The 26,251-nt window shown below is 36.7% G+C and carries 21 protein-coding genes and 1 riboswitch; of the genes, 8 read left to right on the top strand and 13 right to left on the bottom strand.

Annotated elements, in window-relative coordinates:
* From J3U37_RS02745 to J3U37_RS02725, 5 genes are all read left to right on the top strand, one after another.
* A partial coding sequence (locus J3U37_RS02745) for a VENN motif pre-toxin domain-containing protein (protein WP_267373203.1) occupies positions 1-2,015 on the top strand: 2,015 nt, incomplete at its 5' end.
* 12 nt (positions 2,016-2,027) lie between these two features.
* Positions 2,028-2,720, top strand: a complete 693-nt coding sequence (locus tag J3U37_RS02740) for a hypothetical protein (protein WP_220217652.1) — start codon at positions 2,028-2,030, stop codon at positions 2,718-2,720.
* A 243-nt stretch (positions 2,721-2,963) separates the two neighbouring features.
* On the top strand, positions 2,964-4,001 hold the full coding sequence (locus tag J3U37_RS02735; RefSeq protein ID WP_324170081.1) for a hemagglutinin repeat-containing protein: 1,038 nt from the start codon (positions 2,964-2,966) through the stop codon (positions 3,999-4,001).
* Positions 4,002-4,268: 267 nt separating this feature from the next.
* Positions 4,269-4,859 carry an imm11 family protein gene (locus tag J3U37_RS02730; RefSeq protein WP_267373201.1) on the top strand — a complete coding sequence of 197 codons (591 nt, stop codon included), beginning with the start codon at positions 4,269-4,271 and terminating at the stop codon, positions 4,857-4,859.
* A gap of 284 nt (positions 4,860-5,143) precedes the next feature.
* Positions 5,144-5,689 carry an imm11 family protein gene (locus tag J3U37_RS02725; RefSeq protein ID WP_267373199.1) on the top strand — a complete coding sequence of 182 codons (546 nt, stop codon included), beginning with the start codon at positions 5,144-5,146 and terminating at the stop codon, positions 5,687-5,689.
* A gap of 193 nt (positions 5,690-5,882) precedes the next feature.
* Here the strand turns inward: J3U37_RS02725 and J3U37_RS02720 are convergent, their stop codons facing one another.
* The 6 genes from J3U37_RS02720 to J3U37_RS02695 form a co-directional block, all read right to left on the bottom strand.
* The gene (locus J3U37_RS02720) at positions 5,883-6,017 is read right to left on the bottom strand and encodes a YhcH/YjgK/YiaL family protein (protein ID WP_267373197.1); all 135 of its coding nucleotides are present in this window, start codon (positions 6,015-6,017) and stop codon (positions 5,883-5,885) included.
* Positions 6,004-6,468 carry a YhcH/YjgK/YiaL family protein gene (locus J3U37_RS02715; RefSeq protein ID WP_267373195.1) on the bottom strand — a complete coding sequence of 155 codons (465 nt, stop codon included), beginning with the start codon at positions 6,466-6,468 and terminating at the stop codon, positions 6,004-6,006. The genes J3U37_RS02720 and J3U37_RS02715 overlap by 14 nt, the downstream gene beginning before the upstream one ends.
* A gap of 76 nt (positions 6,469-6,544) precedes the next feature.
* On the bottom strand, positions 6,545-7,729 hold the full coding sequence (locus J3U37_RS02710; RefSeq protein ID WP_267373193.1) for a sialidase family protein: 1,185 nt from the start codon (positions 7,727-7,729) through the stop codon (positions 6,545-6,547).
* A gap of 28 nt (positions 7,730-7,757) precedes the next feature.
* A complete protein-coding gene (locus J3U37_RS02705) occupies positions 7,758-9,146 on the bottom strand; it encodes a sodium:solute symporter family protein (protein WP_267335379.1) in 1,389 nt (462 codons plus the stop codon).
* A gap of 41 nt (positions 9,147-9,187) precedes the next feature.
* The gene (locus J3U37_RS02700) at positions 9,188-10,066 is read right to left on the bottom strand and encodes a dihydrodipicolinate synthase family protein (protein WP_267373191.1); all 879 of its coding nucleotides are present in this window, start codon (positions 10,064-10,066) and stop codon (positions 9,188-9,190) included.
* Positions 10,067-10,091: 25 nt separating this feature from the next.
* Positions 10,092-11,228 carry an iron-containing alcohol dehydrogenase gene (locus tag J3U37_RS02695; RefSeq protein WP_220217677.1) on the bottom strand — a complete coding sequence of 379 codons (1,137 nt, stop codon included), beginning with the start codon at positions 11,226-11,228 and terminating at the stop codon, positions 10,092-10,094.
* Positions 11,229-11,455: 227 nt separating this feature from the next.
* On the opposite strand from J3U37_RS02695, the gene J3U37_RS02690 reads away from it, so the two are divergent.
* The 3 genes from J3U37_RS02690 to J3U37_RS02680 are packed head-to-tail and all read left to right on the top strand — an operon-like array spanning position 11,456 to position 14,525.
* Positions 11,456-12,739, top strand: coding sequence for a four-carbon acid sugar kinase family protein (locus J3U37_RS02690; RefSeq protein ID WP_267373189.1), 1,284 nt, complete (start codon positions 11,456-11,458; stop codon positions 12,737-12,739).
* A 12-nt stretch (positions 12,740-12,751) separates the two neighbouring features.
* Positions 12,752-13,732 (top strand): 4-hydroxythreonine-4-phosphate dehydrogenase PdxA, encoded by a 981-nt coding sequence (pdxA, locus tag J3U37_RS02685; protein ID WP_267373187.1) that lies wholly within the window; start codon positions 12,752-12,754, stop codon positions 13,730-13,732.
* Between the two features lie 31 nt (positions 13,733-13,763).
* Positions 13,764-14,525 (top strand): DeoR/GlpR family DNA-binding transcription regulator, encoded by a 762-nt coding sequence (locus tag J3U37_RS02680; RefSeq protein ID WP_220217680.1) that lies wholly within the window; start codon positions 13,764-13,766, stop codon positions 14,523-14,525.
* Positions 14,526-14,619: 94 nt separating this feature from the next.
* On the opposite strand, the gene ndk is transcribed toward J3U37_RS02680, so the two are convergent.
* The 7 genes from ndk to queF form a co-directional block, all read right to left on the bottom strand.
* Positions 14,620-15,042: a nucleoside-diphosphate kinase gene (ndk, locus tag J3U37_RS02675; protein ID WP_220217681.1), complete on the bottom strand. Its 423-nt coding sequence runs from the start codon at positions 15,040-15,042 to the stop codon at positions 14,620-14,622.
* A 15-nt stretch (positions 15,043-15,057) separates the two neighbouring features.
* Positions 15,058-17,355: a penicillin-binding protein 1C gene (gene pbpC, locus J3U37_RS02670; protein ID WP_220217682.1), complete on the bottom strand. Its 2,298-nt coding sequence runs from the start codon at positions 17,353-17,355 to the stop codon at positions 15,058-15,060.
* Positions 17,356-17,475: 120 nt separating this feature from the next.
* Positions 17,476-22,563 (bottom strand): alpha-2-macroglobulin family protein, encoded by a 5,088-nt coding sequence (locus J3U37_RS02665; protein WP_267373184.1) that lies wholly within the window; start codon positions 22,561-22,563, stop codon positions 17,476-17,478.
* A gap of 279 nt (positions 22,564-22,842) precedes the next feature.
* Positions 22,843-23,529: a 7-cyano-7-deazaguanine/7-aminomethyl-7-deazaguanine transporter gene (locus J3U37_RS02660; RefSeq protein WP_220217684.1), complete on the bottom strand. Its 687-nt coding sequence runs from the start codon at positions 23,527-23,529 to the stop codon at positions 22,843-22,845.
* A 117-nt stretch (positions 23,530-23,646) separates the two neighbouring features.
* Positions 23,647-24,807 carry an acyltransferase family protein gene (locus tag J3U37_RS02655; protein ID WP_267373182.1) on the bottom strand — a complete coding sequence of 387 codons (1,161 nt, stop codon included), beginning with the start codon at positions 24,805-24,807 and terminating at the stop codon, positions 23,647-23,649.
* A 21-nt stretch (positions 24,808-24,828) separates the two neighbouring features.
* Positions 24,829-25,488 carry a 7-cyano-7-deazaguanine synthase QueC gene (queC, locus tag J3U37_RS02650; RefSeq protein ID WP_267373180.1) on the bottom strand — a complete coding sequence of 220 codons (660 nt, stop codon included), beginning with the start codon at positions 25,486-25,488 and terminating at the stop codon, positions 24,829-24,831.
* Between the two features lie 27 nt (positions 25,489-25,515).
* Positions 25,516-25,989 carry a preQ(1) synthase gene (gene queF / locus J3U37_RS02645; protein ID WP_220217687.1) on the bottom strand — a complete coding sequence of 158 codons (474 nt, stop codon included), beginning with the start codon at positions 25,987-25,989 and terminating at the stop codon, positions 25,516-25,518.
* Between the two features lie 2 nt (positions 25,990-25,991).
* Positions 25,992-26,036: riboswitch (PreQ1 riboswitch) on the bottom strand.
* Positions 26,037-26,251 lie beyond the last annotated feature (215 nt).

Raw genomic sequence — 26,251 nt, 5'->3', positions numbered from 1 at the left:
CTAAAAGTGTGGTGAAGAAATATGACCGCATTGAGGCACAAAAAGAGGTGGATAAAAATAAGGATGCGTTAACCCGGGCGGAAGCGGAAAAGCGATATAAATATTTAAGTGATGAGGAAAAAGCGAAATACGCCTCATTTGAACAATATTATAGTGCGAATGAAGATTCCATTTATTACGCGCTGGTTGATACTCAGCTAAAAGCCAATAAAGATAAAAATCTGGGCGCAATGGGCGGTAATGTCAGTAAAGGGATTGATACCGCTATGGCGATAGTGACCGGGGTGATTACCGGTGATATTACCGGTAGTCTGGCGGGTGCCAGTGCGCCGTGGATTGCCGAGCAAATCAAACTGCATACCGGTCATGCTGATGAAAAAGGTAACTGGGTGACCGATGATATCGCCGGTAACTTAATTGCCCATGCGATACTCGGCGCCGTTGTTGCGGAGCTGCAAGGTGGTCCATCGATTGCCGGTGGGGTCGGTGCGGTTGCCGGTGAGCTGGCGGCAAAACTGATTCGTGAGCAACTCTACGGTAAAGATGTTAAAGACTTAACCGAAGCGGAAAAACAAAACATCAGCGCCCTCGCCCAGCTGGCAGCCGGCCTGGCGATTGCCGCCGGTGGCGGTGATACCGGCGCTGCCGGTGCGGCGATTGCTGCCGGGAGGAATGCGGTTGAGAATAACTTGTTGAGCCCTGCGGATGTTGCTGAAGCAGACAAGAAATATGCAGCCTGTAATGGTGATAGAAAATGCCAAATGCAGGTAGTAAAAGAAACAAATGAGCTTGATAAAGAAAAGATCAGAGCATTACAAGAATATAAAAATCAATTGTTAGAAGAGTATGCTGAGAGATATCGAGAAATTATAGCGGATTGTGAAGGCTATACAACTTGTCAGTTAGAAAGAAGAGATTGGTTGCAGGAAGAGATAGATAATCGATATCGTGATTTTTATACTATAGTTACTGATGGTGCATCACCAGATGATCTGAGTTTTGGATATTATCCTGATGACACAAAAATTCAATCCTTATGGGAAGGAATGAAAAATGCGCCTGGCAAGTTGGTTGATAACATTGTTGAAGGTGGCGATAAAGCTATTCGATACATTGATGACAACTCACTAGGAAAAATTGCAGATGACGCTTGGGAGTTTGGAAAGAAAATAGCAAGCATTCCAAGAGAATGGTTAAATAAAGAGATCCCAGCAGATTCTTTTGAAACAGCATTGACTAACTTAGCAAGTATGACTGGGCATGATGTTGGTGAAGCGTCATTCTATACTGTTGCGGGAACGGCAACGGCTGCTTTAGGCGGTAAGATTATACAATGGATTGACGGGAAATGGACCCCAGTTAAGATTGGTAGTTTGGAGACCGGAAAGGGACCTACTGCCAATAAACCATTAGACAAAACAGACTTAGAGCTACAACACGGAAAAGGAAATGTTGAACAAGGTGGTGGAAATTATAAAGAGACTAAGGATAAAATACTTGATAATCAGGCTGCCAATCAGAAAGCAAACGAAAGTAGTAAATTTGGTGAGCATGTAGCGAAAGAGCAACAAATTAATGCTGGTAAGGGGACTGGAGGATATTTAAACAAACCCGAACAAGGGGGAACATTAAATATTGGTGCAGGAAATAAACCAATTGAAGGCGCTTATAATATATCTCATCCTGATTATCCTATGGGAAAAAATGTTTATCCTGGCAATGTTAATGATTTGACAAATATTGCAACAGGTTCTCAAAAAGTCATTATTATGGAAAATCCATATAAATATAAGCCTTTTAATGATGAGGTATTAAGAGTTTTAGATAAAAATGGAACAATTATTGTCAAAGGTAGTTGGAATAATCCGTCTATGAATAATATAGAAAAAATTGCAAAGAGCAAAGGTTTTACTTTAGTTGAAAAAAATATTATTCCGAGTAAAGGTTATTTACAATCAAACGGTAAACCAATACAGAATCCTACTATTACTGAATATAAATTTATTAGAAATTAATGAAGGTTTATTATGAAATATAAATTAGATATAACTGATAGTTATCAAAAGTTCATATGCTTAGATAATGATATAGGAATAGAAAACTATTTATCATTTGACTTAGAAAATAACACTGATGATTTTGAAATCATATTAGAGAATATAGCGGTTAATATGAGCGAGGACTTTTGGTATTTACCTATCATAAAGCAAAACCCTCAAACTATCCTGAATAATGCTTTAAATGAAATTGATTTAAATGATCTAAGTAGTATATTAGTTGTCTTGATTAGAAAAGCGAAATTAATTATAAAAAAGCAAAAAAACTTATATTTGAAAATAAATGATGGAGAAAATGAATATTTTCATTCTGTAGATTCTAATTTTAATATAGGCGATAAATACATTTGGTTGGCAGGAAAAAGTGCTGATTATTTCAATAAAGAAGTTAAGCTAAAAATTATTTTTTCAGGTAGATTAAATTTTATTTTTGAAGAATCAGATATTTTAATTCAAACAATAGATTTTAAAGATTATATTACAGATCATGAAGTTGATATTATTAATAGATACCAAGCATTAATTGTAAAATTAAAAAATAGAAATATTACTCAACTAGATCTAAATAATATTTCATCTAATTTTTTAGAATATGATTTTTCCAAAAATTATTTTAGTAGTAGTGAAAAAGGTAATATTGCATATAAAAATTATATTGCATAACTTTAATGCATTGAACTTTAAAATATTAAGAGAAAAATATTTTAATATTTTCAGAATAATATATTCATTAAAGCTTATAAAATATAGGGTATTTCCACATAATAAAATATAAATGAAAATATCTTATTGATTGCTTGGAATTAAACTAGTAAATTAATCTCTATCACCAACTTGCCCTGTTCAATCTTAATGATAACAGGGCAACCGACATAAAATCCTAACTGCTAAAGCCCCCCTACCCTTATCGATGCTGGACATGATATTGATGCCAAAACGGTCGATATTGCTGCCGGTAAGCAATTAGGGCTTTATGCCGATAATGATATCGCTATCGGGACGTCGTCTGAGCGATTTGAGTTAGATGAGTTCCATAAGAGTTCAAGCAAAGGCTTTTTAAATAAAACGACCACCACCACGCAGACGCAAATCGATAATACCACCGAAAAAGGCAGTCAGCTCTATGGCGATAGTGTCACCATTGCCGCCGGGAATAATTTAAGTGTCACCGGTAGTCAGGTGGTCGGTACTCACGATGTCAATCTGAAGGCGGGCAATAATATTGATATTGATGCCGCCGAAGAGTCTTATTACCGTAAACAAGAGACGAAGACGAAAAAATCCGGGCTGATGAGTAGTGGCGGTATCGGGGTGACCATTGGTCATGAGAAAGAAAATCTGAAACAGACCGATAGCGAGCAAGCCTATTTAGGCAGTACGGTCGGCAGCACGGAGGGTAATGTGAGCATTCAGGCCGGTAAGGATATCACCGTCAAAGGCAGTGATATTATTGCTAAGCAGGATGTGAACTTAACCGGTGAGAATGTGGCTATCGAGGCACTTGATGCCAAAACCACCTATAACGAGCAGTACACTTATGAGAAATCCGGACTGACCATTGCGTTAACCGGTACGGCAGCAGATATGTATGAAGCAGCCAAAGCGGTTGAGCGGGCGAAAGAGAAAGGTAATGATAAGTTATTAGCCCTGCAATCGATTAAATCTGCGCTGACCGCACTTGAAGCGATTGAAGATTTGCAGCTGCAAAATCAGCAAGGTCAAAAACAGGCGTCAATCGGTGTCAGTGTGATGGTGGGCACGCAGCGCACTGAGCGGGAGGTCAATCAGGAGCAACATAATGTTATCAGTAGTACACGATTATCTATTAGTAATGAAATAACTCGGTTTTTAGCATTTAAAACCCATACACATTACAAAATCCAGCTGTGCTTCTTGGCACTTTTGTGCCGGCTGGATTGTAGAAAGGTACCAATCGAAAAATAATAAAAGAGAAATACGTTGTAAAATAGATAGTATGCTAAAAATCATCTGAATTGATAAAAGTTCTCTTTGTACACTCACCACCGACCGATTTGATATTCAAAAATAAATATGGTTATTGAGATCCAAATTCCCTGCCAACTACAAGATTTAAAAGAAACTATTGAGTTAATTTAAATTAATAAACAAATATGATATTGATTGAAAATTAGACTGGATTCAACAATAATGATGAAAAACCAATAACATTAAATAAAAGGAATATGAAACATGAATAGTACAAATGACGAACTTGAGTATTACGTACTACAACGTAATCCAAGTCATTCCTATCCCTTAATTATGTGTGATCCTGATTCGGAACATACGGAAGAATATCTATATGATTACGAAAATGAAAAAATTCACAAACCGAAAGTGATGGAATTTACATTTAGTGAACCCTATTTTGCCAGCCCAGTCATTGGTGATTATTTTTCCCAACCTGAATCAGTAATCTCAGATAAGTTAAAAAAAATATTGTCTTCACTCAATATATTTGGAATTCAACTAATTCCAGCTATGATTACAAGTAATAAAGGTGATATTTTTAAGGATTACTTTTATATACATATTTATAATATTATTAATGCAATGGATAAACTAAACTCTAAATTCGACGAAGGGGATGATTGTTATTTTATCGATAAATTTAAGCTTGATGAAAATATTTTAAAAAATATTCCGTTAGAAGAAAGATTAATTTTTAAATTAGGAGAAGATCACACAATAATGCTTTATCACCGATCTATAGTTGAAGCATTAATGACTGTTAAACCAACTGGTTTAAAATTTATTAAAGTAGAAGATTGGCATATTTAAGCCATTACTGAGCCAAATATTAGCCTATCATTTAGCGCAATTTAAACAGTTATATGACTAACAAATAGCGTTTATGAATATATCAACAGAGAGCATATAGAAGGAGATTAAATCCAATCTCCTATTTATTTTGTTATTCAAAGCTTTGAAAAACATAATAGATAGGTAAAATAATTACAAAAATAAACACTTCAGAAAACATACTTCATGCTACTATTTTAACCATCAATCAGCAAATCTAATTTCTCCCCCAAAAAATACAACCTGTTAAAGAGAAATAAAATATGGAAAATTATTATTTTATACAAAGAAAATCAGACCAAGCCTATCCATTGCTTCGTATAACCGATCGTGATAATCACTTAAACCCCACTTTAATAAATTTGGAATTTAATGGAACGATACCCTCTCAGCCCGTTATGTCTGATTTTTTGTCTGGTCCTGAGATTTTTATTACCGATAAAATTGCCAATGTCATTAAAAGCTTTAAGCCTAAAGGGATTAAAATTATTGACACTGAATTAACAACCCCACAAGGTAAACTCATTAAGGACTATTTTTGTCTACTTTCTGACAACATAATCGAGGCTTTAGATAAAGATAAATCCGATTATGAAAAGCCTAGAAGAACATATTTTATAAAAAAACTCATTTTAGACAGAAAAATTTTAAATGAAATTCCTTTGGAACAAAGATTAGTTTTTTTATTAAGAGAATCGCTTCACATCGTTTTTCATGAAACATTAGCCAAAGCCATCATGGCGGTAAATCCTACCGGTATGGAATTTATTAATATTGAAACCGACGGAAAACCGTTAGAAGTAAATTAATATTCTTAACTATGGTTCGATATAAAGTTAGTTTATATCGAAATACACAGCATCTTATTCAGCAAAAATTTAGAGAATTAGAAGCGAAAAACACCAATTAATTTTTAATAAAGCAAGTTGTATATTTTCACTTGCTTTAGAAACAGAGATTTAATGAATCTAAAAAATGACCGTAACTGAAACGGGTAAACCGTTAAATAATATCAATCGGTACCTTGAACACCGCTTTACGTACTTTTCTAGGTTCATCAACCATGCATAACGCTTGATGTAGCTCGCCCGGATAAAAGGTCGTAACCGAAACGGGGAAACCGTTAAATAATGTCAATCGGTACCTTGAACACCGCTTTACGTACTTTTTTAGGTTCATCAACCATACATAGCGCTTGATGTAGCTCGCCCGGATAAAAGGTCACAAACTCACCTTCGGTTAAATGAATGAAGTTATTTAAGCTGGCTTGACTAACAATAAACAGATCAGTTTTCTTTTCATAACAAGGTAAATGTGAGGCATCTAGCAAACTGTAGGCAATAATCTCTTCACCTCTGAGGATTAATTGAATATCTAAAAACTGTTTATGAAATTCACAGTGCCGCTCCTGCCGAGGTGAAGTCCAAGCATCACCAATGGTGTAAAACCATTGTTCTCCCTCCATTTGATAACGTCCGTCGGCCTGATTTTGAAGTGCATTCAAGCTTAGCTCAGCGCTCGATAATATTGAGTATAATGTATCTGGTAAAGTGGCTAACTTTAGATTGTTTAAGTGACCGGCAATCATCTTTCATCTCCTTATACTGCATTATTCTACAGTGTCAAAATGTTGCGCACCTATCATGCGATAAGTGCACAAGCGGTTAGTTGAAATTTTTAACCCAATTTTCATCAATCACAACATATTTAATAGCCATACGAAAATAGGTATAAGCAATATGTAATTTACCGTCTGAACTTTGCTTAATAGTGGGATAAGAAAATTCACGATTTAAGCTATCTTTAGAATTATTTGTCATGCAGTAACCGTCGCCTTCATCCATATGCCGGATATAAGGCCAAGTTTCACCATTATCCATTGAAATTGCTAATGACATAGGTGCTCGTGGTGCGCCCCAAAAAGCATTTTTTTGCCCGTCAATAATTTCGGCCTCTTTTTTATTGGCACAACTTTCATCTTCAATTTCATCATAAAGTGATATACGCCTTGCAATTGCATCTTTAGCACTCGATTGATTAAACACTAAGGCAATATGCCCGTTATTTAAAACGGTGGCTTGAATGGAGGAGTTATTATTAGGTAAATTGGTGGCTATTGGTGTAGACCAATGATATCCGCCATCGGTCGATCGGCTAGCATAAATATTATCTGCCCAACGACTGCGGAAAAGCGCATACAAACTGTTGTCTTTCAATAATAAAATATTCATATGCACACAGCCTAAACTATTGGGCACATCAACATTAAGCCAAGTTTTCCCGTTATCTTTAGAGATCATCACACCACTTGTATCATAACTTCCTACCCATTTTTCACCGGGTTTTGCAATACAGTAAAACACCGGTAATAACCAATCCCCGTTTGGCATTACCGTAATAGGCTGACGAATAAAAATACCTTTATTGGGATCTTCCAGTAACGTTTTAATTGGTCCCCAAGTTTCACCAAAATCATGCGATTGACGATATCGTACAATTGCCGTATCTTGATTACCGGCGATTTGCGCGGTATACAGTAGCCACAATACATTATCCGGAGCCAGAAAAAACAGTGGGTTTTGTTCTGATCTCGTTGCGTCATTGGAAAGCTTGACCGCTTTAGTCCAAGTTTGACTGCCCTTTTTTAGTCTTGAATAATAAGCGGAAATATCAGCTATCCCCTCTTGCGTACCGCCAAACCAAGTGCAAAGTAGATCACCATTTGGTAATGGTAGTAAATTAGCCGCATGGTTTTGTACACATTCGGTTGGTAGAAATGCCTCAATTCGGGCACTATCATTTTTATTAATACTCAATCTGCCGCAGCAGTCCGGTTTAATTTGGGTCATGAGGTAATCTCCCTATAAACAATCAACATTATTTTTTAGATTTAACAAAAGGGCTAATTAAACATTTGTCTAACAGCATGATTACAGCAGGCGAAAGAAGCGCAACATACATGTTATTCACGCCTAATGGATCACCTAAGTAAAACCAAACCGATGTAATAATAGCCGCCCCAATCAAGGCCATATTTGCTGCTCGGGTACTATTTAAAAAAGGTAAATAGAAAGCAATCATTGCCACAATAGTGATTGATAGCCGAATAGCACGAGTAAAAAATGAAAGCTTTAACACTTCCGGAAATGCCAGTACTAACAGCAAAGGAGCAAAACCAACGAAAACCGAAATCACTTTGGTTGCTTTAAACTCTTTTTCTTGTGAAGGTTTGAAATATGGCACATAAAAATCTTTAACAATCAGTGAGGCAATCGCTAAAGCAACGGTACTGACGCTAATAAAAATTGAAGCGACTAAGGAAGTGGTAATCACACCGGCCATAAATGGATTCATATCCTGTATAAACACCGGTAAAGCATATAAGCTATTTATATCCGGATGAAGAAATTTGGCACAAACTCCAATTACCGCAATAGCTATAGCAATAGGCAGGCAGAAGAAGAAAGCATACCAGCAAGCACGTTTTGCCGATTTGGCATCTTTCGTTGACGAGATAGCTTGAATCACAAATTGAGTACAAAAGATCGAGCCAATAGTACCGATTAACCAAGCAAAAATAGTACTGGCACCGATTGAGCCGTCCCAAGTCCAGTAGTGTGGCGGCATCTGTTCAATCATGGGTGATATACCACCGGTTAAATACAATGCCGTTGCTAAAATAAATAACACCCCAAAATATTTCACGGCACTATGGATGATAGTGACATAAGCCACTCCTTTGAGTCCCCCGAAAGCAAAATAGAATGTGCTGACAACAGCGGTAATAAAAGCGGCAACCGGTAACGAAATTTGCAGCACGGTTGAAATCGCTGCCGCACCGCTTATATAGTTACCCACATTAACCAATAGCAGAGCATAAATCATAATGATCGAAATAAGATTTTTAGTTGAATGCCCATATTTTTGAGCAATGGCTGCTGAAATAGTGATTTCCCCAGTGTTGTAAATCTTTTTAACTAATAACAGACCAAACAGCGGAAAACCAATTGCGGCGCCAATCACTGACCATGACGCGGCAATCCCATTATCAAAAGCTGATTGCGCAGTACCTATAGTCGACTTAGCGCCAATATATTCGGTCATTAATAAAACACCGACAACGATTGCAGGTACCGCACGCGATCCTTCCATAAAATCACTATTATTTTTACTTCTTAAAAAATAGGTCATTGCAGAAGTAGCTAAAATATAAATCACCACAATACTTATAATAATGATTGTGTCCATTGTTCCAAAGTAATGCATAAATCACCTTCTTTACTTTATCAGTGCATGTTAAATAGTTATTACAATCGCTTCACAAGATCGTTAATTGTGGCAATATCAGAATCAGAAAATAGGATTGGATAACGGCTTTCTCCCACCTGCTCGCCCATTAATGACAACGCTTTTTTGACAGCAGCCGGCGAAAATACCGTGGCATAAAGACGCTGCCGCAAATCACCGACCAACTCTTGCGCCGCTTTGGCGTGGTCAAGATCACCGGCTTTAAAGTGTTGCCAAATCGCCTGTATATGTTCCGGTACGACATTGGCAAGGCCTGAGATAGAGCCAACGGCTCCGCCAACAAAACCTTGATAAATTAAAGAGTCGGGTCCAGTTAACACATCAAACCCTTCAAATTGTTTGGCTATATCAATAAACCCTTGCAAACTTTCAATACTGCCCGCACTGTCTTTGATACCCCAAATATTCGGATGTTCTGCCAGTATGGCGGCGGTTTGCGGTTCGATTTTGTTGCCCGTTCGAGCGGGAATGTTGTACAAATAAATCGGTACGGTTAATGCATCGGCGACTTTGGTATAGTGGTCAATTAGCTCTTGTTGTTTTAATGGAATAAAATATGGGCCAATGACCGACACGGCATCTACGCCTAATTTCGCGATCTGTTTACCCAATTTTATTGTTTCCTGACTTGAGATCTCACCTATATGCGCCATGACTGGGAAGCGCCCGGCAACTTCATCAACACAAACTTCAGCAACTTTGATTTTTTCTTGCTGAGTTAAAACGAAAAATTCGCCATTGGTACCGTTACAAAAAATACTATTTCCATGGTGTAATTGGCGCTTAACTTGTTTACGCATCCGACTGGGGCAAAAATTGCCGTTATCATCAAACGTTGTCACAATAGCGGTTAAGATTCCTTCTATTTTTTTACTCATGTTAATTACTCCTGCTTAAAAGTTTTTATAAAAGCGATTGATAGATAGCCAATACGTCTTGCTCGGTAATGGGTTTGGGGACATTGTTCATTAACCGTTTTACATTAAGTGCGTTATCAACGAGGTAAGGGAGGTCATGGCTTGAAATGTTTAATTGCTGTAATTTAGTCGGCAATCCAAGCCGAACAATTAATTGGCTGAAATAGTCAACTAAAGCATAGGATTTTTCTTCTGTAGTCAGTGCCAACTGCGCATCGGGTAATAAATCGTAAGCTAAGGCAAATTTATCGACAACCGCATCACGCACAAAAGCCATGCAAGGCACAAGTAATATGGCATTTGCCACGCCATGGGCAATATGATATTTGCCACCTAGTGGGTAGGACATTGCATGAACTAAATGGGTACCGGCATGAGCAATAGCTGCACCACCATAATAAGATGCCCAAAGCATGTTGAGCCTTGCGCCAAAATTATCTTTATTCACAACCGACTTTTCGATAGCGGCAAACAATTTTGACAAACCTAGCATCGCATAATTATCACTGACGGCATTGGACAAGTTAGAGGTTAAACACTCAATTAAATGGCACAATGCATCAACACCAGTTGAAGCGGCAACCATTTTGGGCATTGAGCTAGTTAGTTCGGGGGCTAAACAGACATAATCGGGTAGCATTACCGATGAAATAATACCTTGTTTGGTGGCTTTTTCAGGTATGGCTAAAATAGCGTTAGGCGTCGCTTCAGATCCGGTACCGGCAGTAGTTGGAATCAACAATGATGCACAACGCCTTAGCGGTTGCACCCCGTCTAATAGCTGCTTCAAGGTCAAATTGTTATTTGCTACAGTTAAAACTGACACCAATTTAGCCACATCAAGAACACTGCCACCACCCACACCTATTACAAAATCCGCAACAGGAAGCGATAATTTTGCTAAAACGTTGGCAACATCATGTTGGCTGGGCTCTGGCGGGATATCATCAATGCAGGTTACAACCGGTACGATTGTCTTAATTGTTGCAAGCAAAGAGGATACTTGGGGTAAATTAATGACATTTTTATCGGTAATAAAGACAACATGATGATGTGCTTTAAATAACCAATGAAGATCGTTTAAAACCCCCTGCCCACTTAAAATTGTACTATTTATGTGCATAATTCGCTCCCAAAACACAAAATAAAATGAAACATTTAAATCACATTGATTTAATTTAATCATTTAATATTATTTTATGTGCTAATTTTGATCAAACTTAATATTTAAAATTGGGATCATGATCACAATACAATTAAAATGATTACATTCAATCAAAATGTTAGTGTTTTTTAATTGGAAATCGGTATAATTGCAGAAATGACAGATTTTATGATTGGAAATAATCAATGGTTAGATTAATTATTGCTGATGATTTCACCGGATCCAATGATGCCGGTGTGCAACTGGTCAATAAGGGAGTAACGGTAAATGTCGTTTTTGATTGGCAAAATGCTGACTTAGCAAATTCTTTCACACTAAACCTCGGCCAAGACGATAACAACGCGGTCATTGTGGTCAATTCAGAAACTCGTTCAACCTCAGTGATTGAAACCAAAGCAAGAATAAAAAAAGTGTTAGAAAACTTTTCCCACTTTAAACCAATTTATAAAAAAATAGACTCTACTTTACGTGGCAATATTGGTACTGAAATTGAAACATTATTAGACCATAGTGAATACCAAGCAGCACTAGTTATACCTGCTTTTCCGAAGATGAATCGTATCGTCAAAAATGGGCTATGTTATGTTAACGGCGTTGAGTTACAAAACACCGAATTTGCAACCGATCCAAAAACACCAGTGCTATCTTCAAACGTAAAAAATAACATTGACCAGCAAACACGCCTTTTATCTGCACAAATTAATTTAGAAACATTGAGAAATAATCAGCTAAAACAGACGATTGAAAATTTAATCTCTGCAGGTTATAAAATTCTGATAGTAGATAGTGAAACAGACAACGATTTACAGTTGATTCTAGGGCAGATAAAGCCACTGCTTGATAAGCTATTATTAGTTGGATCGGCTGGTTTGCTGGATTTTATGCTCAAAGCAAAAAAAGAAAACAAACAGCCAAAAACTAAAACCAGCAACGCACCACTTTTAGTTATTGCCGGTTCAATGAGCGAAATGACTCAACAGCAGATAAGTTACGCAATGGAGAATGGTGGCAGTAATTGGAGACTTTTTACTATCAACATAATTGATTTACTCAACCACTCTATTTCTCACCAATTAACACCTTACCAGACCCAGATTCAAGCAAGCTTAGACTCAGGTCATCACTGTATTGTCAGAACTTGCGCCAGTTATCGTGATCGGTTTGCAATTGATCTGCATTGCCAGCACTACAATCTATCGCGGATGGAGCTTGGTGAAAAGATCGCTACGGCTTTAGGCCAGTTAGTTAACCAATTAAAGTTTGATAATCTATTTTTAACCGGTGGCGATGTGGCAATATCTGTAGCGAAATCTTTAGGTGCTAAAGGTTTCACTATAGAGGGAGAAGTCTGCCATGGCGTTCCCTATGGCAGATTGATTAGCCAACCCCCACTGCCCTACCGAGTATTTACCAAAGCAGGCGGCTTTGGCGCTAAAAATATTTTATTGAAATCATTAGCATTTATTTAAAGGAGGAAAATTGTGTCAAAAATTATTGCTATCACCATGGGCGATCCAGCCGGAATTGGTCCGGAGATCATCATCAAGGCGTTACAATCCGACGTTTTAAAAAACACCCAATCAATTGTTATTGGATCGGTCGATTTGCTAAAAAAACAGTTAAAAATGGGACTATTCAATAATGTTATCATCAACCCCATAGAGCAAGTAACTGATGCCAAATTTAGTGCCAACGTGATTAATGTGATTGACATTGCGTTAGCTGACATTCAAGCTCTTAAACCGGGAATAATTCAGCCGCAAGCTGGTGATCTGGCATACCGATGTATTAAAAAAGCAACTGAGCTGGCCTTAAATGGTGAGGTATCGGCCATTGCCACCGCACCTTTAAACAAAGAAGCATTGCACGCAGCCGGTCATATGTATCCCGGACATACTGAATTATTAGCTCAATTAACCGATAGTAAAGATGTTGCCATGGTGTTATACACCGAAGCACTTAAAGTTATTCATGTTACAACACATGTATCATTGCAGAAATTTTTAACGACTTTGAGCAGCCAACGAATTGAAAAAGTGATAGGCATTGCCAACGATTTTTTGCAAAAAATTGGTATTGATCAGCCTAAAATAGCGGTTGCCGGTGTTAATCCACATGCAGGAGAACATGGCCTATTTGGTGATGAAGAGATCAAATTTGTGACGCCAGCTGTCGAGAAAATGCAACAAATTGGCATAAACGTTGTGGGGCCTTGTGCACCTGACACTGTTTTTTTACAAGCTCATCAAGGGAAGTTTGATATAGTTGTGGCAATGTATCATGATCAAGGACATATTCCACTCAAACTGCTCGGTTTTTATGACGGGGTGAATATTGCAGCCGGCTTACCCTTTATTCGAACATCCGCTGATCATGGCACAGCTTATGATATTGCTTGGCAAGGTGTTGCTAAAGCAGATAGTATGATAGAATCGATTCGCTTAGCAGGGCTATTATCTTAACGACTGATCGATTAATAATGAGGATTAAACGGTGGCAAAATATAATCGACTTGATCAAATCATGGAGTATCTTAAAATTCATAATCTGGTGACAGTCGAACAATTAGTTGTGGCAACAGAAGCTTCACCTGCCACAATTCGTCGTGATCTAATTAAATTAGATCAACAAGGCGTAATAAGCCGTACCCATGGTGGGGTGACCTTAAATAGATTTATTCCTGCGCAACCAACAACTTCTGAAAAGCTACATAAAAGTTTTATCGAAAAACAGCGAATCGCAAAGACCGCAGCCCAGCTTATTAAAGCTGGAGATTCGATCGCTTTAGATGCCGGCACCACAACTCGTGAAATAGCCAAAAGAATTACCCAAATACCCGTTAGAGTTATCACTTCTGATCTGCATATTGCTCTTTTTTTGTCAGAGTTTAAGCAGATTGAAGTGACGATTATTGGCGGTAAAATTGATGACAGCAGCCAATCTTGTATTGGTGAACATGGGCGTTCGCTATTAGAGCAAATCAATCCTGATATCGCATTTATTAGTTGTAACTCATGGAGCCTTAATAAAGGCGTTACTGCACCAACTGAAGATAAGGCTTTAATTAAATCTAGCTTTGCCGCTAAAGCCGATCGAGTAATATTGGTCGCCGATAGTAGTAAATATAATTGTCACTCGTTATTTACTGCTATTGCCCTCAATCGCTTTAGCGATATTATTACAGATAGTCACTTAGATGCAGAAACAAAACATCTTTTACAATCACAGCCGTTTAAGTTGCATATTGCAAGTTAATAAGATTTTACTTTAATTTCAATGATGCTAAATACAATCATGATAAGCGCCATGCTACCGGTCAAAGAGATTTGTAATTAGCAGTAAAACTTGATTAAGCAACAATCTCACTATCTACAAAAAAATAAGCAATTTCTCTTTGAGCGCTTGCCAATGAGTCAGATCCATGGACAGCATTTTCAGTTACACTATCAGCAAAATCGGCACGTAGAGTGCCGGCATTAGCTTTAGATAAATCTGTTGGTCCCATTAGATCACGATAACGCTTAACAGCGTCTTCACTTTCCAGTACCTGCACAATAATTGGGCCGGATGTCATAAATCTAATCAGATTATCAAAAAAAGGTTTTCCTTGATGTTCGCCGTAAAAACCTTCCGCTTGCTCTTTAGTTAATCGAAGCATTTTTAAGGCTACAATTTTGAATTTAGCTTGTGAAATTCTCATTTCGATTTCACCAATTAGGTTTTTTTTCACCGCATTAGGCTTTATGATTGATAGTGTTTTTTCTATTGTCATGTTTCACCAATCCTGTTAATCAAAGGTAAATTTGATTCGAACAATTTGTCCGCTTTCATCTATTACCAGCAATTTATGATTTCCTCGTTTAGTTATCGGTAATGCAATCTTTTCATTACCTTCAGATTGGACAATAAAGTTGCCATCTAAAAACCACGTTTTTTTACCATACCCCCCATCGGAAATTAAATCAATAGTCACTTGAGTTTCGCCCGGTAGCGCTCTTATCAATTGTTTTTCTTCCAGTCCGTCAACGCTCAGAGGAGAAAATATATCTTGTCCCATAACAGGGCAATTGGGATCAACCGGTGGCAATAGGTTTTCTCTACGTTCTTTCGATAATAACCAGTTATCCAGTGAAACAGGCCATAAGGCTAATGTTTTCTTTTTAGCGCCTTCACAGTCAGAGGCAACACGTTTATTTTCTTCATTGACCCAAATATCTACCCAGCCAGAACGATAAGCACTATTTTTCAGTTGATTTAATGTGGCAAGTGTTGGTGGCACCATATGATTAAGTACAAAAGCTCTTTTTTGTCGGTGACAATTTTCGTCATCAGCAGGCAATGGTTGCCCGATTGGCCAACAAATTGACTCTACCGTCACTGAATCGGGTTGTTTAAACACCGGAAGTGGGCGATTAAGTCGCCTTTCTTTATTAAGCAATAATGAATTTACCTGCAATAAAATCGGTAAGGCTGATACAGAGCCATATTGTCCTAAAACTGGCGTTCCGTCGGGGCGCCCTATCCATACACCCACGATATAGCGTGGATTAATTCCCACAGCCCAAGCATCACGATAGCCATAACTTGTACCGGTCTTATATACCATTTGTTTGACATTTCCCAGCATTTTCTGGATCATCCATGCACTACCTTCTGAGATAAGCGGACGGCTCGTTAATGGCTCATTTTGGATAAAACGCAGTGAGCTGGCATTACCTTTTCGAGCAAAAGCACTATAAGCACTCACAAGTTCATCCATTCTCAATGAAGCACCCCCCAAAATATAGGAAAGATTAGGAATATTTTCGATTGAGGATAAATTCAAGCCAACAGAAGCTAGTTTACCGGTAAACCGTTTAGGTCCATAGAGTTCTATTAATTGCACTGCTGGCAGATTTAACGATTTTTTAAGTGCTTCAGAAGCGCTAACTGGTCCATAAAAACCGTCATCAAAATTGGTCGGCCGATAATCTGTACTCATACGCGGAACATCTTGCAATAGCGATTCAGAATGGATCATACCTTCATCGATAGCAAAGGCGTACATAAAAGGTTTCAAGGTTGAACCGGGTGAACGTAAAGCACTGATCATATCGACCTGTCCATACCTATTTTGATCATTAAAATCAACAGAGCCGATGTAAGCTTTAACGTTCATATCGGTATGGTCTACAACCAAAATAGCCATTGACGCATTAGGCGGTAACTGTTTTTTGCGGTTAATGACCATATCCTCTAAATTTCTTTGCAATGACAAATCGATAGTTGAATGGATAATTTCATCATTTGGATACTGTCGTGAAAGTCGATAAGCCAATAACGGGGCATTTTTTGGCGCTTCACGAGGTTTAACCCAAACTTCATCTTGTCTAGTTTGCTCGATAATCTCTTTAGGCCATACTTGAAATTCTTCCATACGATCTAAAACTTTATCTCGAGCTTGCTGAGCACGCTCAGGATACCTGTCAGGACGCAATCGACTAGGAGCTTGAGGTAACACCGCAAGTAAAACAGCTTCACTACGACTTAACTTACTTGGTGGTTTGCCAAAATAAGACCAACTGGCCGCACCGATACCTTCGATAGTTCCGCCATAAGGGGCATGGTTTATGTATAAGTTAAGAATCTCTTTTTTACTATAATGTAACTCTAACTGTAGCGTTCGAAAAATCTGCTTAAGTTTGCCCGTTAGCGTGCGATCATGAGGATATAACAATCTGGCTACTTGCATTGAAATCGTGCTACCGCCAGATACGATTCGATTATTGCTGATATTTTGCCAACCAGCACGAAATAAGGATATCGGATTGACACCAAAATGGTTGTAAAAGTGGCGATCTTCATAGTTCAATAGCACATCAAGGTAGTAATCGGGTACTTCTTCAAGAGTGACCGGATAACGCCAAATGCCATTTTCATCAGCAAAGCGCCATAAGGGTGTATTATCTTGCGCAACAACCGTTTGAGTATTTTTCTTAGCTGTTACAGAAATTGGAAAAAGGAAATCTGCAATAAAAAAAACAGCGATTAAAAAAAGGATAAAAAGTACAAAAAACTGAAAAATTTTCTTAAGACGCTTTTTCATTTTTAGCTGTCACATTTAATTAATAAAATTATTTTAATTATAAAAATACCGCCAATTATTATTGGCGGGTATTTAATTGTTTGTATCGTTCAATCACTTCAATTCAGTGATACTGACTGATTATTCAACTTCCGGTTGTTCCGTTTGATCGGATGTAATTGTAATAATTTCCGGTGATTGGCCAATAGCAAATATCGATGGGCGATACATAGACTCAACATATGGATTTGGTACCACAAAATTACCCGGTGTCACTGCTCTTACAAGATATGCGACACGCTTGTGATAAGTATATTGGCCATTACTTGTGTAGCCATCAACATCAACTGCCGCCACATATCTATCATCGCGGAACTCTTGATATTTCACATTACTGCTATCTTCACCATCGAGTAAGTTAGCAAGTTGAGGTAGTGATGATAGATTAATACTGCTATTAGTTAAGTTTTGATTTTCAAGTTCTAAACCAGCAGGTAAGTAATCGATAATCATTGCATCAGGAATATCTTTTTTGCTTGATACTTCTAACACAACCGCCATTAAACTATTTATTTTTAATTCAGAAGGATCAATTTTATTGCCTTTCAAATCATAATAACTACGTTCAATTTTAATCTCATTACCTGTTTCTGTTGGTACAGGTGGAATTTTATTATAACCAGATACCGTCAATTTAACATAAAGCAGTTTATCATTTTCTGTATTGGTTAGGGTTAATCCGTCAATGAGATCATCATAGTCATAAGATTTGTTTAAAGTTGAACCCGCATTTTCGGTTTCCGAATTAATTTTAAACGTAAAACTATCTTTACCACTATTTTCCTCAACTGACAGACCTGCAATAAATAAAGCCCCCAATTCTTGCGTTGATAAATAACGATTATCCATGAGTAAATCGGATAAAGTAACAAGATAATCAGAGATATTATTAGAACTTATTTGGTTACTAACTAATAATGCCAATACTAATGCATTATCACGTATTTCACTGCCATAATCTCCAACCCATTCATCTGTATCTTGATAAGAAGTCTTCATTGCTGTTTGAAGCATATCTTCATAGATTGTTTCAAAACCCGCTTTTTTAGCCGCAACAGCTAACTGCAAGACAGGTAAAGGTGATATTACGAAATTCTCGTCGTTTCTTTTGACTTGTTGATACAAAGAATTGATTTCGTTACGCACCGATGAGTCAAGTTGATTTTGTTTAGCTAATACCATTAAGGCATAAGCTTTAATAGCAAGTTGATTATAATGAATGACTTTACGACTACGATAATAATTATCTCTATCATCTATTGATGAGTTGTCATAAACATATTTTTTAAGTTGAGAAACTGCTTTGTCAAGTGGATACCAAGGAACGTCATAGCCTCGTTCTTTCGCTTCCAACAAGAAGTCTGTTGCATACACAGTTAGCCAAAACTCTTCTTCACTTTCACTACTCCACAATCCAAAACCGCCATTATCTCGTTGCATACCTAATATGCGTGAAATGCCTCTTTGAATTTTCGAACGGCGAGTTTCATTTGATTCTGTAGCAATTCCCATCGCTGCAAGAGCGGAGTTATTAGCAAATAAAGAAGGATATAATCCGCTGACTGTTTGCTCTAAACAGCCATAAGGGTATGCATGTAACTCTTTAATGTATTGTGCAATATTAAGTGGTGGTGTAGTTGAGACAACCAATTTTGCATCAACTGAATTACTAATCAAATCATTTAAGACATTAGTATCCATTTTCCACTTCTCGCCACTATCAAGTGCAAATACATAATTTATGTTAGTAGGAGAATAACCAGGTCTGACACCGATTGTCCATTGATCATTAGTTTCATATTTATGATTTTCATCACCTATTTGTTTAATATTGGTATTTACAGAAAAATGCCCTAAACCATAATCGGCGGTAACCGGAATGTATATGATATCTTTTTGTAGACTATCAAGTGTCACTTCAGTTGTTTGAGATAAATCCGGGAATATTAACCCATCACTTGAAATGTTTACTTGCAAAGTTTGCTTTTCATCAGTCATATTATGTAACTTCAAAGCTAATAATGCTTTATCGCCACCTGCCATGAATCGCGGTTTAGTTAACTCGACAACAATCGGTGCTGCAATGGTCATAGTTTGTTCAGCTTTACCAAAACGGTCATCATCCCATGCTTGCGCCATAATGCGTAGTTCACCATTAAATTTTGGTAATGGTAAGTCAATTATGCCTTCGCCATTCTCATCAAGTTGAACGGTATCGAGTTGTTGAGCAATAATTTTAACATCATTTAGTGGTTTCTTCTTACTGTTTTCAAATACGGCATCACCACCAAAGCTGAGATTTACATTTCGACCCGAGCCTTCAATTAATCTGCCATAAACATCATAGTAATCAACATCAAAACGTTTACGACCTAAGAAGTAGGCATAAGGATCAGGTGTGGCAAAATTAGTAATATTTAATACACCAGAATCCACTGCTGATACCAGAACAGTTATATTGCTATCTTCCTTAATAAATTGTTTATCCAATTTAATTTTAACCGGAATAGTTTGTTCAGGCTCTGTTTTTGCTGGTAAATCCATAGTAAAAGTTAATTGGCGTTCGCTAGTATCGATAGGTAAATAAAGTAAACCAATTGCACGTTTTACTGTCTGAACTTTACTATCAGTTGTCGGGCGTACGATCATCGCATTAATGTAAACATCATGACGTTCCCAATTTTCAACTGGTATTTCAACCTCAAGCCCTTGTTCATCAATCGTGATATCTTTCTTCCAAATCGTTCCATCATTAGTTTCGAGTGAAATATAGCCCGAACCTGCAACTGGTGCTTGAACATGAACTTTAGCTATATCGCCTGGTTTATACCCTTTTTTATCAATACTTAATTTCACTTGATCTGGGCGTAAAGCATTTGTACCATCAGTATTATCTTGCCAATCATAGCCTGACCAAAAACGCAAGCTTGATTTCGCACCTGTTTTGTTATCAACAACCTCAATTAAATATGAACCATATTCATTAGGTTGAAAACTTACTCTTGCAACATTATCAGAGGCAATCGATAATTGTTCTTCTTGAACGATAAACTGATTGGTTTTATATTCTTGTCTCCATCCACCATAATTCTCCCAAGACCAATAATAATTACGGCGTTCTCTGATAATGCGTGTGGTAAGATTATTGGTCGCCAATTTTTCACCGTCGGTATTGATGTACGCTATATCAAATTCAGCGGTCTTATCCTTATCTATTGTGTAGCGTTCATTATAACTATCTGATCTATAATTATAATATTCGCTTTTAGAAAACATTGGACGGATAGCTGGCATGTTTTCTGTTGGCCAAACCTGTTGAGTTGCGTTACGAGTAACAGGTCGACCGCCAGGATCGAGTAAACTAACTGACACACCAATTAATGTTGGTTCTTTAAAGTCTTCTGATGAAGTCTTTATTACTGTCTCACCATTTGAATCTAATTTTTTTTCTTCATCGAAAAGTTCATCAAAATCTCTATCTTCAATATACTGACCTATTATGAAATCATTTAAACCGGCAAGCTTATCAATTTTTTTCATGTATGCTCTTACTTCAATCGTATTGCCCGAAGTTGGAGCCCCATATAGATAACGACCTTTAATATCAAATTTAACATCTTCATTAGCTAATATAGGTTTAGATGACGACGAATTAATGTCCAAAGCCATTCGTTCCGGCAAAAATTCTTCTACATTAAAATAGGTAATATTTTCTTTATCATCACCCACATTAAATTGAAGCGACCATTTACCGGTTGCTGCATCAAGAGGGATAGTATATTTGAATTGATATAATCCATGGTTATCAGATTGACTTGGTATAGAACCATTCCCAATAGATCGTCCTTCTGGTGTTTTTATTTCAACAACAATTGGTTGATCAGGTAATATCTGACCGTCGGCATTACGCAATAGCGCATTGTAAAAGATTGTTTCACCAGGACGATATAAATCACGAGGACCAAAAACAAAAAGTTGTTTATCCCTATATCGATCACCGGAAAGATTAAAATCCGTCAGATTTAAACCATTAAATCTGACGTCAACAAATGAAATTTGCTGATCATCGCTTGCCGTCAAATAATAATAACTGCTATCTGGCATTGAAATTTCTGCATAACCTTCTGCATCAGTTCTTACAGTGATAGGGCCCTTACTATCATCAATACTATGTAATGTTATTTTAATATTGCCTAATGGTGCTCCATCATCTAGTGCATGGGTCATTACCAGTAGATTTTTATTTGAATACTTATGAACTGAAATACCAATATTACTAATTGAAAAAACAGAGGATGGAGCGGCTCTGACGAGATCGCCAGTCTTAGTCATTATCGCTAAATAGACACCTTCTTCTTTAAGCTCAGGTATATTAGAAATATTAATTAACATATTTTCCTGAACATTTGGTTTAGGATTTAGCTCAAAGCGAGAGGAATAAACTAAATCGAAATATTGTTTCATATAATTAAAATCATAAGCATCAACAGAAGTTGATAGACCACGCATGTTCGAAAAAAAAGAGACGAATTTTTCTGGCTTCACTTTAAAAAAATTAATATCAACTTTATTGACATTCAACGTTGTTACAGGGATTCCACTCATTGATTTACTTGGTAGTAAAATACCTGAACTAGTAAATTTGATGATAGGCTCGCGAGAACTTGTCGTCAAATAAGTTTGATAAACACTTTGTAAATGACTGTCATTGATGCCTGATAGCAATTTATCAATTGTTAATAGTAATCTACGATTTGGTTCTAAGTATCGAAGTCTTAATTGCAATCCATCGTTTGATAGTTCCCATGCACCATCAACAGTCCCTTTTTCAGTATCCACTAGTCTTAGTAAATTAGAAAAATTGAGTTGTGGATTAATAGGAACAGAGAAAGTAACGACCAATGTGCTTGAACCATCAATAATTGCTTCAGAAGCATCAATAACTTTCAATTGTTTGCCGTTATACTTTTGAATTAATTCAGATGTAGGCGAAAAATTCGGTTTGTTGGTGGATTGTTGTTCAGTGGGTGCAATAGAACTACTAGCCGACTGCATTTGGGAATTGTTATCGATTGGCTCACTTCCAACATTTTGATTCTGATTGCTATCATCGCAACCGGAAAGAGCCAGAAATACACTAAAAACAGCTAACTTCTTGATAAATTTCATTATTTCACCGTTCCTTAATTATTTTAATTTTCTTTGAATTATATATACTACTTTTTGTATATATTATGCACTGTACTGACCAATAGACAAAGCGCTTTCTAAAAAATTTTGAAAAAAAGAGAATTAATGAATAACCCTTTTGAGATAAAGATTATTTAGAATTCGAATCTTTGAGGGAAAACTCATCTAAATGGGCAAAACATAAGATGAGTTTTTTAGGATTTTTTAATGATTTTTGCGGTTTAAATTCAAGTAAGTTAACTTAATTAAAGCAAAGAATTAAAATTGACTCACTTTAGGCTTCGAAATTAATCTTTTTAAGATCAAATTTAAAATTACACCATAAAGCGGCAAGAAGAATAATCCACAAATCAAAATCTTAAAACTATAGTCAATTGCAGCAATCTCGATCCAATGATTGGCCATAAATTCGTCGCTACTTTGATAAAAGGCAATGGCAAAAAAGACGATAGTATCTATACCATTACCTAACACCGCTGATGCCGAAGGCGCAACCCACCATGCTTTATTTTTACGTAAATAATTAAACACAGTAATATCCATAAGCTGCCCAACCAAATAAGCGGCAAAACTGGCTAATGCTATTCGAAAAACAAAAGTATTAAAATCAGATAAAGCTGAAAATCCCATCCAATGCCCTTCAAAAAACACAACCGAAATGGAATAAGAGAACAGTAATGCCGGTATCATAACAACAAAGATAATTTTTCTGGCAAGACTAGCACCAAATACCCGAATGGTTAAATCGGTGGTTAAAAAGATAAATGGAAAGGTAAATGCTCCCCAAGTGGTATGAAAACCGAAGATATCAAATGGGATTTGTACCAGATAATTGCTTGATGCAATAACTAAAATATGAAAAAAAGAGAGCCAGCAAAGCGCCTTGCGCTGCTGAGCTGAATTAAATTTGTTCTGAAGTGTTTCAGAGTGAATATTCAAATACATATTCGTTTCCTTTTTTAAATGGGGTGAGAGAACCCATAATCTTTAACGTAAAAATGATGTAATTAAGGTTAAAAATGTCGGATAAGCCGAATTTAATTACATCGATATCTAATATTTTTAAATTGTTATAAAAAAATGCTTTTTATATAAAATAAAAGCAATCAACCAACAAATCACGACAATGAATAAGGCATAGATAAAAGAACTGGGATAGTTTCCAAAATATTGCGCTAAAACTTTTGAATACAGAAATTGTCGCAAACTGAGTGAATCAGAATGAAAAACCAGCGTCATTCTACGCGTTATAATCGAAATAATACCGGCGATAACAAAAATGAATAACGAATTCATGCCAAAGGGGATAAAACAATGAACGGCGTTTTTGTATTTTTTGATATCAATCAACCAAATTAATAAGGCAAATAAGACACAACCTATAGCACAAGTCACCAATACAAATGACGGTGACCAGATTTTTTTATTAATTGGGCAGATAAAACTTAAAATAAACCCTATTATTGAAAAAATTATTCCGTATTTAATCAAGATTTTTATTTTGTCGACATTGACATTAGTTGCAAATATTTGTTTGGCTATACAAAAGCCGATAAGGACTTGAGCAATGGCCGGAAAAGTACTTAATACCCCTTCCGGTTCAAAATACATACCATTATCCAGATACATACGCTCTTGACCCAAAATCATTCTATCGACTTTAGCAATAATGTTGTTATTTTTTTGCTCAAACCCGTCGCCCAAATATAAAATGAAAAAATAAAAGAGTAATATTTGAACGATCAGAACAGGCAAATATTTTCTATCAAAACATAAAATAATAAGAGAAGAAAACAAATAACAGATCGCTAAACGTTGTAAAATGCCCATAATTCGGATTTGATCTATGCAAGACAAAGATTCAACCATCCGCTCATGAAACGGCAGCCAATTAAAATGCTTATACAAAGCAAGAAAACCCGAAAACCAAGCAATGAATAATCCAATAGCAAAAATGATCAGCGTTCTTTTCAAAATTTTAATTAGCAGAATCTTATTAAGCTTAAATTCTAATTTATTTAAGGAAATATAAGTCGACACTCCCATAATAAACATAAATAATGGAAAGATGAGATCGGCAAAAGTCAGCCCGTTCCATTTAGCATGCCTAAGTAAAGGATAAATAGCATTTGGCGACCCGGGATTATTCACTAAAATCATTCCTGCAATGGTCATTCCTCGCAATACATCCAATGAGACTAATCGTTGATGATTGTCAGACATGCATTTCCCCTTTAAATAATGCTATCTAGTGCTATTGGTTAGATACTCATTTAACCCTTTTTCACGTAACTCGCAACTAGGACACTGACCACATCCGCCGTCAACCCCATAATAACAAGTGTGAGTGTGTTGCCGGATATAATCAAGATAACCGAGTTTATCAGCCATTTCCCATGTTTGCGCTTTAGTCAGATACATTAATGGGGTGATGATGTTAAACGTGTAATCCAAGGCTAAATTCATCGAAACATTCATGGATTTAATAAAGATATCTCGACAATCCGGATAACCACTGAAATCGGTTTCACATACGCCAATAATGATATCTTTAATACCTTGCTGTTTGGCATAACACCCGGCTAACAATAAAAATAGCATATTACGCCCGTCAACAAAGGTATTAGGATAATTCCCTTCTTGAGCTGATTTAATCTCTTGCGAGTCATCAATCAAGGCATTATTAGTCGTTTGTTTAATCACTGAAGTGTCAATGACGGTTTGCTTTACACCAAGATCGTCAGCAATCCATTTGGCTTTTTCAAGCTCAATGGCATGTCGTTGACCATATTGAAAGCTGATTGTTTCAACGTTTTCACGCCCATAATCAGCAATTGCTTGCAGTAGGCAAGTGGTCGAATCTTGCCCACCAGAAAATATCACAAGTGCTTTACGATGTTGCATTAAAAATTTCCTGTTAGGATGATGAGATTAACGATTATCGACTTTTTCTGGATAAAGATCGTGATTAGCTAAACGATTAAGCGCAATTTGTTCCCAGTTAGTGCCGGGTTTACCGTAATTTGCATATGGATCGATAGAAATACCGCCACGAGGTGTAAATTTACCCCAGACTTCAATGTATTTTGGATCCATTAATTTAATCAAATCTTTCATGATGATATTAATACAATCTTCATGATAATCACCATGATTACGGAAGCTGAATAAATAGAGCTTAAGTGATTTACTTTCGACCATTTTAATATTCGGCACATACGAAATATAAATCGTCGCAAAATCAGGTTGACCTGTGATAGGACAAAGGCTAGTAAATTCCGGGCAATTAAATTTAACAAAATAGTCATTACCGGGATGTTTATTGTCAAACGTTTCGAGAATTTCCGGACAATAGGTAGTTGGATAGCGAACAGACTGATCGCCTAGTAGTGTAACGTTACTCATAATTTTCCTTAGTTTTTTTACGTGGGAGGTTTACGAACCACGTGATAAGGCGCACACCTTACCTTTTTTTGTTCTAAAAGTCCAGCCTGCTTGTGAATAACTAACCATAACGGTGTGAAGGCAAATTACACTGTATTTAAATGACACTGGATCTACATAGAAAACGCCGTCATTTTGCTTATTCAATATCCATGCGTGTTAAGTTAATGAGTTGTCATCTTAAGCAAAATAACTCACACTGTTATTCTGCTTAGGATGACTA

The sequence above is a fragment of the Gilliamella sp. B3172 genome (assembly GCF_026536465.1).
In the GTDB taxonomy this organism is placed as follows: domain Bacteria; phylum Pseudomonadota; class Gammaproteobacteria; order Enterobacterales; family Orbaceae; genus Gilliamella.
The sequence above is the reverse complement of the archived record's forward strand: the minus strand, read 5'-3'. Positions and strand labels throughout refer to the sequence as shown.